Raw genomic sequence first — 17,311 nt, 5'->3', positions numbered from 1 at the left:
ACTCAGTGACCTCCTCACAGCGCCTTCAGATGCCGGATCGGCCGGCCCGGCGAGACCGACTGGGCGGCGGCGACGATGGCGTTGGCGTCGATGCCGTAGTGGCGGTAGAGATCGGCGATGGTGCCGGTCTGGCCGAAATGCTCGACGCCCAGCGCGCGCACCCGGTGCCCCGCCACCGCGCCGAGCCAGGACAGCGTCGCCGGGTGGCCGTCGAGCACGGTGACCAGCCCGCAGCCGCGCGGCACCTCGTCGAACAGCCGCTCGACATGGCTCTTCGCATGGACGAGGCCGCGCTCGCGGGCGCGGGCACAGGCGTTCCAGCCGGCATGCAGCCGGTCGGCGGAGGTGACGGCGAGCAGGCCGACATCCTTGCGGTCCTCCGCCATCAGCCCGATCGCCTCCAGCGCCTCGGGCGCCACCACGCCGGCATAGGCGACGACGACCTGGCAGTTCGGCCCGGGGCGGCGCACCCAATAGGCGCCGTCGATGATGTGGCGCGCGGTCTCCGCCTCGATCGCCCGGGCGGGCTGCGCCAGCGCGCGCGTCGACAGCCGGAGATAGACCGAGCCGCCGGCCTCGTCGCCGAGCCAGCTCGACTCCGCCGGGGCGGCCGGCGCCGCTCCGTCCGCATCCTCCCGCTGCAGGAAATCGAACGCCCAGCGCAGGATGACGGCGAGTTCGTCGACATAGGCCGGCTCGAACGAGGCCAGCCCGTCCTGCGCCATGCCGATCAGCGGCGTACCGATCGACTGGTGCGCCCCGCCCTCCGGCGCCAGCGTCAGCCCCGAGGGGGTGGCGACCAGGATGAAGCGGGCATCCTGGTAGCAGGCATAGTTCAGCGCATCGAGGCCGCGCTGGATGAAGGGATCGTACAGCGTGCCGACCGGGATCAGCCGCGCCCCGAACAGCGAGTGCGACAGGCCGAGCGCGCCGAGCAGGATGAACAGGTTCATCTCGGCGATGCCGAGCTCCATGTGCTGGCCCTTGGGCGAGAAGGTCCAGTCGAAGGTGGAGGGGATGCGCTCGGCCCGGAACAGGTCGGCCAGTTCCCGCCGCGCGAACAGGCCGCGCCGGTTCACCCAGCCGCCGAGATTGGTCGAGACGGTGACATCAGGCGAGGTGGTGACGATGCGGTCCGCCAGCGGCCCGCCGGCGCGCGCCACCTCCGCCATGATCAGGCCGAAGCCCTGCTGGGTGGAGAGCTCGGCCTGGGTGGGGCGCGGCAGTTCCGCCGGCACCTCGACGGTCGGCGCGGCATAGCGGCGCCGGCCGCGGGCGTTGAACGGCACGTTGGCGAGGAAGCGGTCGATCTCGGCGGGCGCGACGTCGAGCCCCTCGTGCCGGTCCCACTCATGGCCCGGCCGCACCTTCATCGCGGTGCGGAAGCTCTCCATCTGCGCCGGCGTCATCAGCCCGGCATGGTTGTCCTTGTGCCCGGCGAGCGGCAGGCCGTAGCCCTTGATGGTGTAGGCGATGAACAGCACCGGGCGGTCGTGGTCGACGGCCGCGAACGCCTCGACCAGCGAGGGCAGGTCGTGGCCGCCGAGATTGGTCATCATCCGCGCCAGATCGTCGTCCGAGCGGCGCTCGATCAGCGCGGTCACCTCGCCCTGGTCGCCGATCTCGTCGATCAGCCGCTTGCGCCACGCCGCCCCACCCTGGAAGGTCAGCGCCGAATAGAGCTGGTTCGGCGCCCGGTCGATCCAGTCGCGCAGCTTGTCGCCGCCCGGCTCGGCGAACGCCTCCATCAGCCGCGCGCCGTATTTCAGCGTCACCACCTCCCAGCCGAAGGCGCGGAACAGCGCTTCCAGCCGCGCCGGCAGCCCCTCGCGGATCACCGCGTCGAGGCTCTGGCGGTTGTAGTCGAGGATCCACCAGCAATTGCGCAGGCCCTGCTTCCAGCCCTCGAGCAGCGCCTCGTAGATGTTTCCCTCGTCCATCTCGGCGTCGCCGACGAGGGCGATCATCCGCCCCTCCGGCACGCCGTCGGCGAATTTGTGGGCGTGGACATAGTCCTGCACCAGCGAGGCGAACAGCGTCTGCGCGACGCCGAGCCCGACCGAGCCGGTGGAGAAGTCGACGTCGTCGACGTCCTTGGTGCGGGAGGGATAGGACTGCGCGCCCTTGAAGCCGCGATAGGCCTCCAGCTTCTCGCGCGTCTGGTTGCCGAGCAGGTACTGGATGGCGTGGAAGATCGGCGAGGCGTGCGGCTTCACCGCCACCCGGTCCTGCGGCCGCAGCACCTTGAAGTAGAGCGCGGCGAGGATGGTGGAGAGCGAGGCGCTGGAGGCCTGGTGCCCGCCCACCTTCAGCCCGTCATGGCTGGGGCGGAGATGGTTGGCGTTGTGGATAGTCCAGGCCGAGAGCCAGGCCACCTTGCGTTCCAGCGCGGCGAGAATGGCGGCGTCCGATCCTGGCCGGCGCTTGGTGTCGCTCATGCCCTGCCCTCCCTTGGCTGAGGGCGAGCATGCGTCGCCCCCGCGCGGGCGGCAAGCGCAGAGTGGAGCCGTTGCCGGCGATTTCGTATGAGAACAATAATGGTACCGCGCCGGCGCGCCCGCGGCCGGCCGTGCCCCACTCCTACCACCCCCCGCCGAGGCCGCAGCATGAGGTTTTCGTCCGTCCTTCTGTCCGCGCTCGCCATGCTGCTCGCCCTCGCCCCGGCGGCGCGGGCCGAGCCCGTCGACGCGACGCCGCGCATCGCCGTGCTCTCCGCCTACGAGCCGGAATGGAAGGCGCTGGAAGGGCTGAGCGCGGATGCGGTGCTGACGAAATACAAGGGCGTCAGCTTCGTCACCGGCACGCTGGAGGGCAAGAAGGTGGTGCTGGTGCTCACCGGCATCAGCATGGTCAACGCGGCGATGACCGCGCAGATGGCGCTCGACCGCTACAACGTCACCCGCATAGTGTTCACCGGCGTCGCCGGCGGCGTCGACCCCGCGCTCAGCATCGGCGACATCGTGGTGCCCGACCGCTGGGGCCAGTATCTGGAGGCCATCTTCGCCCGCGAGACCGCGAAGGGCTTCGAGCTGCCGCCGGGCTCGACGACCGACCTGCCGAATTTCGGCATGATCTTCCCGCGCGGCGTCCGCGTGTTCCGCGAGGGACAGGACGGCGCCCCGCGCCAGTTCTGGTTCCCGGTCGATGCCGCCATGCTGGAGGTCGCCCGCAGCGCCGGCAAGGGTGTCGCGCTGGAGCGCTGCACGCCGACGACGGTGTGCCTCGTGAAAGCCCCGCAGGTGGTGGTCGGCGGCAACGGCGTGTCGGGGCAGGCCTTCGTCGACAATGCCGACTTCCGCGCCTATGTGTTCGACACCTTCCGCGCGCAGGTGCTGGACATGGAGACCGCCGCCGTCGCCCATGTCGCGGCGACCAACGCCGTGCCCTTCATCGCCTTCCGCGCCCTCTCCGATCTGGCCGGCGGCGGCCCGGGCGCCAACGAGATCCGCATCTTCGAGCAGCTGGCGGCGAACAATTCGGTCGCGGTGATGCGCGCCTTCCTCCGGGCCCTGCCGCCATGAGGCTCGCGCGGGATTAACCGGCAGTCAATCTCACGCTCACCGGCGCCCGAAACGAGAAGCGTTGATCCGTAAGGGTTTTCGGGCGTTTCGGGCGTGAACAAAACGGAACCGTGAGACGGGCGTGAGACGCAATTCGCCCGTCTCACGTCTCACGTGAGACGATGCCTGTTCCTGCTACGTTTCGAGGGCGCTTGTGGGCACCCAAGTCGCCCTGCCCTTCCGCCCCGCGAACTGCCTGACATTGGTGCCGCGAAGGCCGTGCGAGCCCGGCAGGCAGCGCAGCGCGTGGCGCCACGCACCGGCCGACCAGGCGGTGCCGGCGAAGAGCTGATCGAGGAACGTGCTGCGGTTTGCCACCCATGCGCCGCCGGCGGCGGGCAGGATGCCGGCGGCTTCCAGTACCGGCCGCCAGCCGGGTGCCTTCAGCGCGGCGCGCACGGGCAGCACGAGGCCATCGGCGTCGACCAGCTCGGCCGACAGCAGCCGGGCGAGGCAGGCACGTCCGCCGGCCTCATCCATCCCTGGTGACGCCTCCCCGATAGCGCCGCCGAGCGCGGGAAGGCCCAGCCGCACCCAAAGCTCGCGCGCGGCGGCACGGCCATAGAGCCGGCGGGCGGCCTCCACCGCACTGACGCGCGAGGCGAGGCTTTCGGCCTCGTAGGTCTCCACCGGCACCGCCGGCGGCGCCTCGCGCGGGCGGGCAAAGAAGTGCTCGAACAGTACGCGGTAGCACTCGCGCTTGTAGGTGAGCACACGCTGGCGGGTTTCCTCGTCCTTCACGCGGCCTTCATCGATGCCGAACAGCCAGCCATTCAGCAGATCGAGCCGCAGCAGGGTCGTTTCCTGCACGCCGCCGGGGGAAGGTATGACCATCATGGTCATACCTTCGACCATGATGGGGTCGCGCTTCATCCTCTCAAGCTGCTTGTTCCACGCGATGCCTAGGCGTTCGCAGATGGACTTGATGACGACGAAGACGGCGCCATCGAGCTCGGCCGTCCAGAGCAGGTCACCGTGAAATTCGATGTGGGAGAGATCCGCATTCATTCCGCCGTGCCCTCCATGCGGGCGACGGCGCGCGAGGCAGCGCGCAAGCGATCGGCCATCACGCCGTGCAGGATGGCGACGGCGTCGCGCCAGCGGGCAGGGTTCGGATGCTCGGCTTCGGTGAGGAAGGCGCAGCACTCGAGGAGGAGCGAAGCCTCGTTGATGGCCGACTGCAGCTCACCGATATACTCGTCGTTCATGATCACCTCGGGTGGGTAGGGACTACCCGCTGCACCCTGAGGTGGACGATTTGAATGTGAGGTATTCCTTGCCGAGCCGCCCATGGCGCTGACCCCTAGCTCTCCTTGTGGCGGGAGACGCACGTTTCTCAGGCGAAACGCCTCCCGGGGCTGAGAAACACGGCTAGGACGTGCCCCCACGCCTTTAAGCTTGCGCTCTGGACATGCGCGCGGGGACCCCGGAAGATGTGATAACGGAATCACGCAACTGTCGGGTTGCGCGGCGCCGCCTAGCTGGTTCGTGTGGAGTTTCTCAGGCTCCAGGCGGAATCGTGAGGCGGTTTGTGGGGAAGGTCAAGGGGGATGGTCCCTCGCTGGGTAGAGTGGATCGGCGTCGCTCTCGCCTTGTGGCCATTCATCGCGATCGTCTGCATCAATGGATGGAAGGCTATGGCAGCAGCGGCAGGCGTGATCGGTCTCATATCCGCAGGGTGGTATTTCCTTGTTCCGGCCCAGCCCAAATATGTGCCTGTCGGCTTCCTCGAAGAGACGCGCACCTTCGGCGGCTATGAATGTACCAACGATTGCACGGGTCACGCTGCCGGCTATCGCTGGGCCGCGGAAAATCCACACCGCCTGGACGAGTGCGGGCGCGGCGGGCCATCCTTCTTCGAAGGCTGCCGCGTGTACACGGACGAGCCTTATCGCGGGGCGGAAGAGGATGACCAGGGCGAGGTGATTGAGGAGTGAGGTTAAATGTTAGCTCGCAGCTAACATCATCGGAAGCTGAGAAATCGGCGTTCTCGATAGCATCGAGAGCCAAAAAGACAGAGAAAAATCAAGGAGTTCGATCACCATAAACGCTCGTCGGAAAGCCTGTCTCTTGCCAGTTCAACTTGCGGCCCCAGCGCCGCCAAGGATTCCACGAGTTCCGCGTGCTCGGACTTACCAGAATAGAATAGCGGAACTAGATTATAATTCCTCTTCATCATTTCTCTATAATCGTTCGACCACTTATGAGAAGTTACAAAGTAATTTGGAGGCGAATCTCGGAAAGATCTCGCGTAATTCTCTAGTATGAGACTAATATCTGGATCAGAGCCGCCACAGCCGATAAATATAAACGTATTTGTAGTCACGAGAGCTTCTATTATGTGATAAAAGTTTGCATTCCGAGAACGCATCGAGGCATAATCATCTCTCGTAAATATAAGATGAGAAGGGCTGTCTATACATCCATGAATTTTAAGTATCAGTCTCTGACGCTCATTCGAACGAATGAAGCGAGCAAGATCATCCTCGTGATATTTTTTAATTCTGACACTATTAGAAGACTTTCCTGTCGCAAAATTATCGTAAATTCGATCAAAATTTGGCGTAACAATAATGCCGACATCGAGATCAAAAATATGCTCGTGTATTTTACTATGCTTAAAGCCCGGATAAAAAAATTTTTCCTCTAAGAATCCGATCCAATGGTGGTCAAGCCTCTGTTTTATCAACTGGCAGCACGTAAGCAGGTCGCCATCCTTCAGCAGCCTCAGCATTTCCTTCCGCGGAGAGGGGCACCTGCCTATGCCCTCACGAAGGAATTCGACCCAAAGAGGCGGCCGTGATCCGTTTGGAGAAAGAGCGTTTCGTGACACGCCCGCCCCTAGAAACAGCACCGCGCGCCGCCGAGCAATTGCGGTAATGAGATCCGCCGGCCAGTCAATCAAGATAGCAACCCCAGGTTAAGCTCGAAATTAAAAGCTATCTCAGAAAAAATCTGTTCCGATCTCTCAACACGAGTGAAATGGGATCCCACTATTCCATCTGCACTCTTAAGTGCAAACAAGGGCTTCCTATGAAACTGACTCATGGGTATCAAACTGTGCAGATTCGGAATTGTACCAAGCTCATAATCAACATACGTCGGCTCAGATTGATGATCAGCGATAATACCCTTCTGTATGGTCAAAGGGATTTGTTTCATTATTTTCTCGTAGGCGCGGACTGCCCGCCTTTCACCGCTTGAATTCTTCTTTGCTGTGTACTGCTGGCTGACGTAGCCAGCTAGCTTTAATTTCCAGTCAACTTGGGCAACCTCAAGGTCTGCCAAGTCATCAATACCATCCATGGCCCGAAGGAGCTTACGCTTCCAATCCGACAGCCACGTTGATATATTCTCGGTCGCCCTCAAGCTGAAGATATCGATAGATATAGGAACAACAAAGAAATCACACGCAAGCAAGACCGCCCTATTTATCGAGCCAAGAGACGGACCCATGTCAAAGAAAACATAGTCGTATTGACTGCAGCTTTCCAAAAATTGCCTAAACATAAATGTCGTTCGAAGACCACGAACACCGGCACTATTCCAATCAGCCGCCAGCGTATCCTCAATGAGAGCAAAACGAGGATCGCCCAAAAGAACATCAACACCAAAACTGTCAGACCTACTAAATTTGTGCGATGTAGAGTAACCCTTACCTTTCGACAGAGGAAGCGCCACACTATGAATTGTGTAGGACGCCTGTCGGCTATAAATGTCATCGATTACATTATCGTTAAACATATACATAGTTGCATTAGTCTGCGGATCGGCATCGACAACAAGTATCTTGCGATGACTTTTTTTTGATAAGTACCCCGCCAAATTACACATAAGTGTTGTTTTGCCAACACCGCCCTTATTAGTGAAGAACGCGATCGACTTCATATCAAACCCATGATCATATTTTGACGCATGTTCCTGTCAATACTACAAACGCGGCTCCGCGGAGATATCACTTTCCAAGCTTGGCGATCGGCACATAATGCTCCGCTGACGGCGCTCAGCGCAACAGCAACTAAATTCGTCCGGCAACTGCAGTGCACATCATCGATCGTATAGACTGAGTTGCAATCCATTTCCCGGGGACCGGCCGGGGTGACGGCCGGAGGCTAACGGTCACTGTGCAGAACCGCAGCGGTTGGGATTGTCGGATATAATGCAGGACATCAGGACCCACCCGGAAGACGCATTGCCTAACCAGGCTAGAACATATAAAGAACAAATACCTCCTCGCGTGAATGGCTGGTCATCGTGACACTCGACGCGATGCTCGGAGCCGATTATCCAACTCATTGCGCCGGAGGGCTCCAGCGCGCGGAGGCGGGTGTGTCGATTGGGCTGTTCCATAGTCTGCCGAGGCGCTGGTGATGGCACTCCTCAGCCAGAAGCATAGCGGCGCGTATTTCACGCCCGATCCGGTTGTCGCCGCGCTGGTCCGCTGGGCGGTAAGCGATCCGGCCGATCGGATGCTCGACCCCTCGTGCGGGGATGGGCGCTTCCTGGCGGGGCACCGGAACAGTGTCGGCATCGAGCAAGACCCGCGCTCCGCCGCAACCGCCGTGGAACGCGCTCCGTGGGCACTGGTCCATGAAGGCGATTTCTTCACCTGGGCGGGCGAGACGGCGGAGCGTTTCGAGTGCGCGGCGGGTAATCCGCCCTTCATCCGCTATCAGACCTTCAAGGGCGCAGTGCGCGCCCGTGCGCTGAACCTCTGCCTTGGTCTCGGCGCGGAATTTACCGGCCTCACCTCCTCCTGGGCGCCGTTCCTGGTCGCGACCGCGAGCCTGCTGAAGCCCGGCGGGCGCATGGCGTTCGTGGTGCCGGCCGAGATCGGCCATGCGCCCTATTCCGCGCCGCTGCTTGAGTATCTCGTGGCGAACTTCTCCCGCGTGCAGGTGGTGGCGGTTCGCGAGAAGCTGTTCCCCGACCTCTCGGAGGATTGCTGGCTGCTCTATGCGGATGGACATGGCGGGCGAACCTCCAGCATCCGCTTCACCGCTCTCGATCGATTCGATCCGGCCAAGGCCATAGCGCCCCTCGCGGCGGGCGAAGATGTGCCGGTGACCGAGTGGCGCGAGACCTGGGGCCGGCGGCTGCGTCCCTTCGTGCTGCCGGCGTCGATCCGGGCGATCTACGCCCGGGCCGCCGCCCATCCCGCATCGCTGCGGTTCGGCACGGCGGCGCAGATCGGCATCGGGTACGTGTCGGGCGCGAATGACTTCTTCCACTTGAAGCCGTCCCTGGCGACGAAGCTGGGCATTCCTGCGGCCCTTCTGCAGCCCGCCGTGCGCAACGGCCGTGCCCTGCCGGCGAAGCAACTGACAAAGAGCACGATCCAGCAATGGCACGCTTCCGATGAGCCGTTCATGCTGCTGCGCCTGCCAAAGGTGAAGGTTGGCGAACTGCCCAAGGAAGTCCGGCGCTATCTCGACAGCAGCGCCGGGCATGAGGCGCGCGAGGCTTACAAATGCCGCGTGCGAGAGCCGTGGTTCTCGGTGCCGGATGTCCAGCAGCCCGATTATTTCCTGAGCTACATGTCGGGCGTCTCGGCCAACCTCGTTCGCAATGCCGGCGGCGCTACCTGCACCAATTCCGTGCACTGCGTTCGCGTTCGCGATGCCAAGGCCATGCAGCGCGTCGCGAAGCACTGGACGGATGATTTCGTCGCGCTCAGCCGCGAGATCGAGGGCCACCCGCTGGGCGGCGGCATGCTGAAGCTGGAACCGCGCGAAGCAACGCGGATCCTCGTGCCTGCCGAGGAACTGGCGCGCGAGCACGACGACGAGGCGATGGCGGAAGCCGTCACGACAATGCAGCGCTGGCGGCACTATGTCTGATCCCGGTATTCCCGATCCCGAGTTGCCCGACGAGGATCTGGCGGGGGCCCAGCCTCCCGAGGATCCGAGCTTTCCCAAGACGTGCCAATGGACCAGCCAGCGCGACGCGCTCGCGCATTTTGCATCGTATGAAGGCGCGACGCAGAGCCAGCAGCATATCAAGCCTCTGCATTGGTACGTTGCCTGCCGACTGGTGATCGAGGGTGGCTTTCGTCCCGAGGAGATCACGCCTCGACCACCCTTCAGGGTGACGAAACGACAGGGAAAGTGGCATCTGGCCTATGATCCCGCGCTCGCCGAGGGCGGCGAGGCGACTGTGCTCGGCGGGCTGAAAACCAAGAACGTCGACGTGGTGGTCAACAAGCCGGGACTCGGCCCGGTGCTCGCGATCTCCTGTAAAGGCATGACGGGGGCCTTCCGCAATCTGACCAATCGGATGGAAGAGACGATCGGGGAGTGTACAAACCTCCACATCACCTATCCGGCCATGGTGTTCGGCTATTTGTTCGTGATCCGCGCCAACCGGCTGATCGAGAGTGCCGCGGCGATCGCCGGGACCGAGAACGCGCCTCCAGCCAGGCAGCTCAAGGCCAACGACATTGCCATGGCGATGGGCGGCGAACCCGTTGAAAGCATCATGCGCTTTCACTCTGCCCTGCGCGAGCTGACCGGCCGTCGCGGCATCCGCAATGATGTCTCGCGATATGAGGCTGTTTCGCTAGCGCTCGTGGAAATGGCAGATGCCGATCTTGGCGCGCTGCTTCCCACCTATCCGGCCGCCGACAGTCCTCTGCGGCTGGAGCAGTTCTTTGAAACCCTGTATCTCCGATACGATGAGCGCTTCGTATATGCGGCTCCGGACCTGAAGCGGGTTACGCAGCGGCTGGAATGGTCTCCTGCGTCCCCCGCGTTCCTGGCGGGCCTGCCGCACGACAAGATTGATTATCCCCTGCGCTTGTCTGAGTGACACCCGCCAAGCGACCGCGGCTTACAATCCCCTTCGCTTCTGGATTGTAACCGACTTATCGGCTTCGGAATCAGATACCGTCATCCGCAATCTGCTGGCGCGCGGGAGGACCCATGACGGACAACAGCAACGGACAGATGTGGGTTTTGCCTCGTTGGGTGGCAATCGCAATCGTAGGGGCTATCCTTGCAGCCTGGGGACTAAACTGGGCTGCGCTCCTGTTTGGCAAAGAGGAGCGCGGCATATTTGGCGACATGTTCGGCGCCTCGAATGCGCTCTTCTCGGGTTTAGCCCTTGCTGGCTTGATATACGCGATATTTCAGCAACGTGAGGAGATCGCGTTGGCCAAGAGCGATCTCGCGGAAACCAAGAAGATACTAGACGATCAAACACGTCACATAGAAGCTCAGAATGAGCGAATGCGAATTCAATCATTTGAAGCTACGTTTTTTCAGATGATGCGCTCACTTGATGATCGCTCAAAAAATATTGTATCCTATAATAACGGAAACAATTTGACAGGAGACGCCGCCATTGAAAACATCATTCGCGGCATTGAACAACGAATACATATTGGAGCTTCTGATGATCCATTGCTTATAGAAAGCATAACAACCGACATATGGTTGGCTAAAGCAAGCCGTCTTTAAAGTTATTATATTATTCTATATAATACGATTAAATACATCGATCAAAGTTCGATCAACAATAAACAAATGTATGCTAATATTGTTCGTGCCCAATTAACGCAAGATGTGTACTTAGGAATATTTTATTTATGCTTAAGTCGACAAGGGAAAGATAAATTTAAACCACTTGTTGAAAAGTACGCCTTGTTGAAACATCTCAATTTAGAACGAGGCGCAGCGAGAGAGCTCCAGCATCTATTTGATCCGGGCGCCTTCCGTCGAAGCTCGTCACAATCCCCCCTTCCCCTCTAGCCACGCGGCCGCCTTCCCGACTGCGCTGGCGGCCATCTCGGGGTGGCGGCCGAGGTAGTGCTTGAGGATCTGCGTGGCGCTGGCCTCGCTGTGGCCGGTGACGCTGATGATCTCGGGGATGGTCGCCCCTGCCAGTGCCATCCACGTCACGGCGGTATCGCGCAGGTCCTGGTCGCGGAAGTCCGCCAGCGAGGGGCACGGCTCCAGCTTCCACACGGTCGGCTCGGGCTCGTTGCGGCGGGCCTTGCGGGCGGCGGCGCGCAGCGTGGCGGTGGCTTCCTCGTCCATTATGCCGGCGACGGCGGCGGCGCGGACGGTGCGGTAGAGGATGGCGTACCAGCTCTGGCCGAAAGGGCGGCCGCTCTTCTCGTCGATGATGATCTCGGGATGCTGGACGCGGTGGGCCTTGCGGCGCTCCCGCGCGGCCTTCAGCCGGGCCATCAGCGCCGGCGAGGGCGGCACCAGCACCACGGCGCCGGTTTTCTTCTGGCGGAACAGCAGGCGGCCATCCAGGTCGCGCCCGTCGACCAGCAAGAGGCGATCGCTCTGCCGCTGGCCGGTGAGCAGCCCCATGACGACGGCGTCGCCGATCTCGGGTCGGCCGAGCAGGTCGGCGGCGGCGATCAGCGCGCGCATCTCGTCGACGGAGCCGATGCGCAGGCGCGGCGGCGGCTGCTCCATTTCGAGCTTGCTGAAGGGCGAGGCGCCGACGCGGCCGGCGCCGTGGCCGAACGCCCAGGCGGAGGAAAGCGCGGCCATGACGCCGCGCGCCATGGCCGGACCCTTCTCCTCCAGGAGGCGGTGATAGATGCCGAGCGCGGCGCGCCGGTTGAGCTGCGCGGCCGGCGCGGCCCATACCCGCCCCTCGTCGAAGCCTTCGAGCGTGCGGCTCATGCTGCCGAAGAACCTGCGGCTGGCGGCCGCCAGCGGGCGGATGCGGCGCTTGCCCTTCACGATCTCGGCCGTGCCGAAACGCGGGTTCTTCTCCGGGTGCTGCCAATCGCGGATCAGGTCGCCGACCGTGTAGGTGTCGGGCTTGCGCGGCGGCAGGAGCTTCCGGCCCTCCGCCTTCGCCTTGCGGCGCTCCTCCACCTCGGCGGCGCGCTTCACGGCGAAGGCCAGCGCCTCGGCGAGGGTGAACCATGTGCCGTCCGCGTGCCGCAGGTCCTCGCCCCGGAAGCCGAGCGCGCGGTGCGAGGGCGTCGCGACATAGCGCGGGCGGCCGTCGCGCACATTGATGAAGGGAATTCGGACGACGGGCTTCATGGGCTCTCGCGGGGCGGACGCGCGTGAGGCCGATGATGAAGCCGGATCGGGGCGGGCGGCAATGGACATGTGCGCTCTCCGAAAGAACACGGCCCGGAAGGGTGCGCTTCCGGGCCGGTGCAGATGGGTCGTTCGCTTTCAGCCACTCCCGAAGGCGTAGCCTATGGCGGTGATCAGCAGGCCGAAGCCGAGGCAGGCGAAGAGGCGGAAGATCTCGCGGGCGACCAGCGAGGCGAGTAGCGCGAAATCGCTCATGGCCGCGCCTCTGCGTCGCGAGCTGGCACGCCGCGCCGGGCGGCGGCCACCTGCTTCGCCTTCGCGCGCCACTCCGTGGCCAAGGCGGCGCCCTGCTCGGTCGGCATCAGGTGCAGGCCGCCGAAATTGGAGGTGGTCGCCAGCCCGCGCTTGATCAGCTTGTTGGCGGTGGTTTGCTGGATCGAGATGGTGCCGCCCCGGCAGCCCCAGCCGCCGGAGCGGCGCCACAGCGTGTGGCGGGTGATGAGCAGCAGGGCGCGCTTCTGCGGGGCCGTCAGCTTTTCCGGGGTCATGCCGCGCCCCCATAGAGCTGTTCCAGCGTCGGGCCGGACTGGCTGGGCCTTGGCGGCGCCGGGCCGCGCTCGACGAGGCCGGCGGCGCCATCGATCCACGCCACCACGGCCGCCCGCGACCACATGCCGAGCGAGCCCGGCAGGCGCTGGGGGAAACCGTGCTCGCGGGTGAGAACGGCAAGCTTGTCATAGAGGTGAGCCTTGCTGACGCCGAGCCAGCGGGCCAGCTCCTCGCGGCCGACAGTCGGCGGCGGAGCCGGGAAGGCGCCGGGAATTTCCATGGGTTACGACCTCCACGCAGTGATTTGCGTGGAGCAATGGGACATTTTGGCTCTTTTTCTGTCAATAAGAAAAAGAGCCGAATTGGCTTATTCAGCGATAGGCGTCCGCTAAGGCTCTGATCGCCTTCGTTATGTGGGCTCTCTGCTCGTCTGTCAGGCCCTGAACCAGGCCATCAAGCGATGCCTCGGCGGGATCGCGAAACAGATCTCCGGGTGAAACCCCGAGCGCGGATGCGATGGCAACAATCATTGTTGGGCCGGGCTCGCGCTCGCCGCGCTCATATTTTCCAACGCCTGTCACGTGAAGATCGAGGCGCTCCGCGAGCGTCTCTTGGGTGAGTTTCTTCGCCTTTCGCCACTCCCGGAGGAAGAAGACTTTCGGCGGCGCGACGGGGCTCGGTGGCGTGCTTGACATGCACGCATCGTAGAAAGGCACCCGGGGCCGGTCCCGAGCGAGAACGGCTCTTTCCCTGATTGACGAAATAGAGCCAATATGGCTGATCATGGGGTATGGCCGCAAATCACTGTGCAAATCACTCTCTCCGTCGTTGGCGCCTTGAGCGCGGCCTGACCTGTGATCAGGCCGGCGCGCTGATCGGCGTGCACGGCACCGCGTTCGGCAAGTACGAGCTGGGACGGCGCTTCCCGAGACCCTCGATCCTTGCCGCCATCATCCGCGCCACCGATGGCGCGGTGACCGCCAATGATTTCCTCGCCGCCGAACACGCCGATCCCTCACCTCTTGAGGCCGCCGAATGACCGCCGCCCCCACCGCTTCCGTTGTGTCACTCTCCAATGTTCGGGCGTCCCTGTCGGCGTCGTCCGTGTCCCGCCCGCGGAGCTCGCGTGCCCCCGCGCTACATGTCGACGCCCTCGCGCTGGGCGCGTTCCTCCGCCGCCGGCACCCGTCCGACACCGCGAAGCAGGTCGCCACCGAGACGGGCGTGCCCTCGCGCACCGTCCAGAAATGGCTGATCGAGGGCGCCGCGCCCACCTTCGCCCATGCCATGCGGCTGGTCGCCGCCTACGGGCCGGCACTGATCGTCGCCTGCGTTTCACCCTGCCCCGGCTGGGCGGCCGCCGCTGCGCGCGATGAACGCCGCCGGGCGATCGAGGCGGAGATGGCGCGCCTCGCCGGCGAGCTCGACAAGATCGGGGGCGCACGATGAGCGATGGCCTGACGCTGATGGCGGCGGTGGGAACGCCCGGTGCGTATCAACGCACGCTCCACCGCAAGACCGATGGCACGCTGGTGCTGAAGGAAGGCGGGCGCGTGCTCGCCACGGTGCGCCGCGATGTGGTGGTGGATCTCGCCATCGCGATCTGCGCGGGCGAGCAGCGCGCCGCCACGCAGCCGGGCGCGCTGCTGGCGCTCGCCACCTATCTGCTGGCGCTTGAGGTGCGGCATGAGGCGAACCTGCCCCCGACGCCAGCGCCTGCCGACCCCTCGAACCAATCCCAGCGGCCATGAGGGGCTCCATGTCCGCGCTGCGCCGGCTCGAAAAGACCGGTCTTTTGTCAACCGTCTCCCCGGAAATGCGTGGGGTCGGTTCGGCCTCACGAAAAAAAATCTGCCCGAAATTCGCGGCGCTGGAGGCGCGGCGGATCGCGGCCGGCGCGACGGTGATGGAAGTCTGCTCCCGCGCCCAGGTCGCCGAGCGTGCCTATCGTCGTGCCCGCCTCGGCATCGTTGCGCCCCGGGCCTCCACCCTGCGGCGTCTTGAGACGGCGATCGAGCAGCTCGGCCGCGAGGCGGGGCGCGATCCCGCCGAGCTGCTGCCGAAGCTGTGGGTGGCGATCCTCGCCATGGTGGCGATCGACATGGGCGTGCCCCCGGCCATCGCCGTGGCGGCCGATCCGCATGCGAACCTTAAGGGCGATGCGCAATGGCGCGCGGCGGCGGAGGTGCGGCACCGGGCGCTCTATCTCCTCGTCACCGTGCATGACGTGTCGATGGCCGCGGCCGCCGGTGTCGCCGGCATCTCGAAGCAGGCGGTGAGCAAGGCGCTGCGCGGGATCGAGGATGATCGCGACGACGAGCGCGCCGATCGCGGCCTCGAAATGCTCGCCGCGCCCTTCGAGGTGGCGCGATGAGCTTCGATCGCGGCCATATCGAGGATGTGCGCCACGCCGGCAAGGCGTCGATCCGCTCGCTGGTGAAGCACATATTGCCGGACCCGCAGGGCTATTTCTCCGGCGCTTATTACTTCTGCCGGAACCCGGGCCGGACGGGTAAGCCTGATCGTCGCGTCGGCTCCTTCTTCGTGTTCCTCACCGGCGCGGCCGCCGGTGGCTGGCGCGACACCTCTTCCGGCGAGCAGGGCGACGTGATCGACCTGGTCGCCCTGGCGCTGCGGCTTTCGCGCGGCGACGCCATCAAGTGGCTGGCCAACTGGACGGGCATCCGCCAGCTCACCGGCCCGGCGCTGCTGGCGAAGCAGGCCGAATGGCGCGAGGAGGAGCGACGCACCGCACATGAGGACGCGCGCGAACTCGACGAGCTGCGGCGCCGCGCCAAGGCGCTCTGGCTTTCGGGCAAGCCGATCGCCCCGCCGGCGCCGGGTGGCGCACCTTCGCCCGCCTGGCGCTACCTGACCGAGGCGCGCGCGATCGACCTGCCGGGCATCGGCGGCGCGCCCTCGCTGCTGCGCTGGCTGCCGTCGCACAAGCATGTCGACAGCGGCCGCGAATGGCCGTGCATCGCGGCCGGCATCGTCGACATGAAGGGCGACATCATCGGCGTGCATCGCACCTGGCTGCGGCATGATGGGCTGGACAAGGCGCCGGTGCGATCGCCCCGCAAGGTGTGGCCGCGCGGGATCTCCGGCGGGCTGATCTGGCTCTCGCGCGGCGCCTCGAAGCACGGGCCGATCGAGGCCGGCCGGCGTGGGGAAAGCTCGATCGTCATCCTCGCGGAGGGCATCGAAGATGCGCTCACCGCCGCTATGGCGGAGCGGGAGGCGCGCGTCGCCGCATTCATCAGCCTCGGCTATCTCGGCGATCTCTCCGACATGCCATGGGCCTCCGGCTACGTCGTGCTGCGGGACAATGACTGGGCCAGCCCGCAGGCAGTCGCTCAATTCGATGACGCTTTCGCCCGGCTTCAGGGCTTCGGCAAGCCGTGCGAGTGGATCGCTTCCCCGCACGGCAAGGATTTCAACGATCTGGCGCAGGCGATTTCCGCCGGCGCGCTTTAGGGGAGACGGGCGATGCATCGGGCGGAGTTGCGCGACGAGTTCATCCAGGCGGCGCTCACCGGCGGGCACGGTAGCGCCATGTCGGTGATGCTGGCGCTGGACGCGGGGGAGCTGGCGGCCGCGGCGACGCCGGGCGACGGCGACGGGCAGGAGCTGGCGAATTTCTGGTATCTGCCCGGCGACTTCACGCGCGCCATCGGCGATGCCGACGCCAATTCGCTGATCGGCGAGGCCATCCTTGAGCAGCTCGCCACGCTGGCGCTCGCCTACAATGTCGACAGCGGCGAGGTGATGTTCCGCCTTGCCGCCGAGCGCGGGGCGATCGACGCGCGCGGCGAGGAATGGAACGACCTGCCCCCGGCCCGCCGGCGGGCATGGGAGCTCTTCGCCCTGGTCGCCAACCGCGTCTATTCCGTGCTGATCGAGGAGGCGCGGGCGAGCGAGGGCGTGACGCGGATCGGCCGGGTGCCGGCGCTGGCGGAGACCATCTTCGACGAGGACAAGGAAGGGCCGATCGACGAGGTGCGCGCCGCAGCGCTGAAGATGATGACGGCGCCGGCCGTTGCCGAGCCCGCACCGGAGCCGGCCGCGCCGGAAGCGGAACCGGCCATGCTTTCGGCCTTCAACCCGCCGGCCGCCGAACTGCCGCCGGAGGAGCCGCCGGCCAAGGCCAAATCCAATGGCAAGAAGTCCGCCAAGGCCGGCTGAGCC

The 17,311-nt window shown here is 64.5% G+C and carries 21 protein-coding genes; 12 read left to right on the top strand and 9 right to left on the bottom strand.

All coding sequences use genetic code 11. From position 1 onward, the window contains the following. Positions 1–14 precede the first annotated feature (14 nt). Positions 15–2,438 carry a transketolase gene (locus ACEUEL_RS01865; RefSeq protein WP_405701571.1) on the bottom strand — a complete coding sequence of 808 codons (2,424 nt, stop codon included), beginning with the start codon at positions 2,436–2,438 and terminating at the stop codon, positions 15–17. Between the two features lie 168 nt (positions 2,439–2,606). Between ACEUEL_RS01865 and ACEUEL_RS01860 the strand changes: the two genes are divergently transcribed. Next, positions 2,607–3,521 carry a 5'-methylthioadenosine/S-adenosylhomocysteine nucleosidase gene (locus ACEUEL_RS01860; protein ID WP_405701569.1) on the top strand — a complete coding sequence of 305 codons (915 nt, stop codon included), beginning with the start codon at positions 2,607–2,609 and terminating at the stop codon, positions 3,519–3,521. 174 nt (positions 3,522–3,695) lie between these two features. Here the strand turns inward: ACEUEL_RS01860 and ACEUEL_RS01855 are convergent, their stop codons facing one another. Both ACEUEL_RS01855 and ACEUEL_RS01850 read right to left on the bottom strand, forming a co-directional pair. Further along, positions 3,696–4,568 carry a phage antirepressor N-terminal domain-containing protein gene (locus ACEUEL_RS01855; protein ID WP_405701568.1) on the bottom strand — a complete coding sequence of 291 codons (873 nt, stop codon included), beginning with the start codon at positions 4,566–4,568 and terminating at the stop codon, positions 3,696–3,698. Next, positions 4,565–4,768 (bottom strand): hypothetical protein, encoded by a 204-nt coding sequence (locus ACEUEL_RS01850; RefSeq protein ID WP_405701567.1) that lies wholly within the window; start codon positions 4,766–4,768, stop codon positions 4,565–4,567. The genes ACEUEL_RS01855 and ACEUEL_RS01850 overlap by 4 nt, the downstream gene beginning before the upstream one ends. Positions 4,769–5,110: 342 nt before the next feature. Between ACEUEL_RS01850 and ACEUEL_RS01845 the strand changes: the two genes are divergently transcribed. Next, on the top strand, positions 5,111–5,497 hold the full coding sequence (locus ACEUEL_RS01845; protein ID WP_405701565.1) for a hypothetical protein: 387 nt from the start codon (positions 5,111–5,113) through the stop codon (positions 5,495–5,497). A gap of 101 nt (positions 5,498–5,598) precedes the next feature. On the opposite strand, the gene ACEUEL_RS01840 is transcribed toward ACEUEL_RS01845, so the two are convergent. Both ACEUEL_RS01840 and ACEUEL_RS01835 read right to left on the bottom strand, forming a co-directional pair. After that, positions 5,599–6,294: an SIR2 family NAD-dependent protein deacylase gene (locus tag ACEUEL_RS01840; RefSeq protein WP_405701564.1), complete on the bottom strand. Its 696-nt coding sequence runs from the start codon at positions 6,292–6,294 to the stop codon at positions 5,599–5,601. Positions 6,295–6,461: 167 nt separating this feature from the next. Continuing rightward, complete coding sequence (locus ACEUEL_RS01835; protein WP_405701562.1) at positions 6,462–7,448, bottom strand: ParA family protein; 987 nt, start codon at positions 7,446–7,448, stop codon at positions 6,462–6,464. Positions 7,449–7,930: 482 nt separating this feature from the next. On the opposite strand from ACEUEL_RS01835, the gene ACEUEL_RS01830 reads away from it, so the two are divergent. From ACEUEL_RS01830 to ACEUEL_RS01815, 4 genes are all read left to right on the top strand, one after another. Next, on the top strand, positions 7,931–9,400 hold the full coding sequence (locus ACEUEL_RS01830) for an N-6 DNA methylase (protein ID WP_405701559.1): 1,470 nt from the start codon (positions 7,931–7,933) through the stop codon (positions 9,398–9,400). Continuing rightward, positions 9,393–10,367, top strand: a complete 975-nt coding sequence (locus tag ACEUEL_RS01825; RefSeq protein WP_405701556.1) for a hypothetical protein — start codon at positions 9,393–9,395, stop codon at positions 10,365–10,367. The genes ACEUEL_RS01830 and ACEUEL_RS01825 overlap by 8 nt, the downstream gene beginning before the upstream one ends. A 113-nt stretch (positions 10,368–10,480) precedes the next feature. Continuing rightward, positions 10,481–11,017: a hypothetical protein gene (locus ACEUEL_RS01820; protein ID WP_405701554.1), complete on the top strand. Its 537-nt coding sequence runs from the start codon at positions 10,481–10,483 to the stop codon at positions 11,015–11,017. Between the two features lie 9 nt (positions 11,018–11,026). After that, complete coding sequence (locus ACEUEL_RS01815) at positions 11,027–11,308, top strand: putative phage abortive infection protein (protein ID WP_405706515.1); 282 nt, start codon at positions 11,027–11,029, stop codon at positions 11,306–11,308. Here ACEUEL_RS01815 and ACEUEL_RS01810 read toward each other — a convergent pair. The 4 genes from ACEUEL_RS01810 to ACEUEL_RS01795 form a co-directional block, all read right to left on the bottom strand. Beyond that, complete coding sequence (locus ACEUEL_RS01810; RefSeq protein ID WP_405701553.1) at positions 11,285–12,574, bottom strand: hypothetical protein; 1,290 nt, start codon at positions 12,572–12,574, stop codon at positions 11,285–11,287. The two genes, ACEUEL_RS01815 and ACEUEL_RS01810, sit on opposite strands and share 24 nt — an antisense overlap. Positions 12,575–12,825: 251 nt before the next feature. Further along, a complete protein-coding gene (locus ACEUEL_RS01805) occupies positions 12,826–13,122 on the bottom strand; it encodes a hypothetical protein (RefSeq protein ID WP_405701551.1) in 297 nt (98 codons plus the stop codon). Further along, on the bottom strand, positions 13,119–13,403 hold the full coding sequence (locus tag ACEUEL_RS01800) for a helix-turn-helix transcriptional regulator (RefSeq protein WP_405701549.1): 285 nt from the start codon (positions 13,401–13,403) through the stop codon (positions 13,119–13,121). Before ACEUEL_RS01800 ends, ACEUEL_RS01805 begins: the two co-directional genes overlap by 4 nt. A gap of 91 nt (positions 13,404–13,494) precedes the next feature. Then, a complete protein-coding gene (locus ACEUEL_RS01795) occupies positions 13,495–13,908 on the bottom strand; it encodes a helix-turn-helix domain-containing protein (RefSeq protein WP_405701547.1) in 414 nt (137 codons plus the stop codon). A 5-nt stretch (positions 13,909–13,913) separates the two neighbouring features. Between ACEUEL_RS01795 and ACEUEL_RS01790 the strand changes: the two genes are divergently transcribed. The 6 genes from ACEUEL_RS01790 to ACEUEL_RS01765 all read left to right on the top strand — a co-directional run bounded on the left by ACEUEL_RS01790 (position 13,914) and on the right by ACEUEL_RS01765 (position 17,308). Then, on the top strand, positions 13,914–14,162 hold the full coding sequence (locus ACEUEL_RS01790) for a helix-turn-helix domain-containing protein (protein WP_405701546.1): 249 nt from the start codon (positions 13,914–13,916) through the stop codon (positions 14,160–14,162). 65 nt (positions 14,163–14,227) lie between these two features. Next, positions 14,228–14,572 (top strand): hypothetical protein, encoded by a 345-nt coding sequence (locus ACEUEL_RS01785; RefSeq protein WP_405701544.1) that lies wholly within the window; start codon positions 14,228–14,230, stop codon positions 14,570–14,572. Further along, positions 14,569–14,874, top strand: a complete 306-nt coding sequence (locus tag ACEUEL_RS01780; protein WP_405701542.1) for a hypothetical protein — start codon at positions 14,569–14,571, stop codon at positions 14,872–14,874. Before ACEUEL_RS01785 ends, ACEUEL_RS01780 begins: the two co-directional genes overlap by 4 nt. Before the next feature lie 8 nt (positions 14,875–14,882). Beyond that, positions 14,883–15,497, top strand: coding sequence for a hypothetical protein (locus tag ACEUEL_RS01775; protein ID WP_405701540.1), 615 nt, complete (start codon positions 14,883–14,885; stop codon positions 15,495–15,497). Beyond that, positions 15,494–16,600 (top strand): DUF7146 domain-containing protein, encoded by a 1,107-nt coding sequence (locus tag ACEUEL_RS01770; RefSeq protein ID WP_405701538.1) that lies wholly within the window; start codon positions 15,494–15,496, stop codon positions 16,598–16,600. The genes ACEUEL_RS01775 and ACEUEL_RS01770 overlap by 4 nt, the downstream gene beginning before the upstream one ends. Before the next feature lie 12 nt (positions 16,601–16,612). Continuing rightward, positions 16,613–17,308 (top strand): hypothetical protein, encoded by a 696-nt coding sequence (locus ACEUEL_RS01765; RefSeq protein ID WP_405701536.1) that lies wholly within the window; start codon positions 16,613–16,615, stop codon positions 17,306–17,308. The last annotated feature ends 3 nt before the right edge of the window (positions 17,309–17,311 follow it).

The organism is Ancylobacter terrae (genome assembly GCF_045108345.1).
In the GTDB taxonomy this organism is placed as follows: domain Bacteria; phylum Pseudomonadota; class Alphaproteobacteria; order Rhizobiales; family Xanthobacteraceae; genus Ancylobacter.
This window is presented reverse-complemented; position numbering and strand designations above follow the sequence as displayed.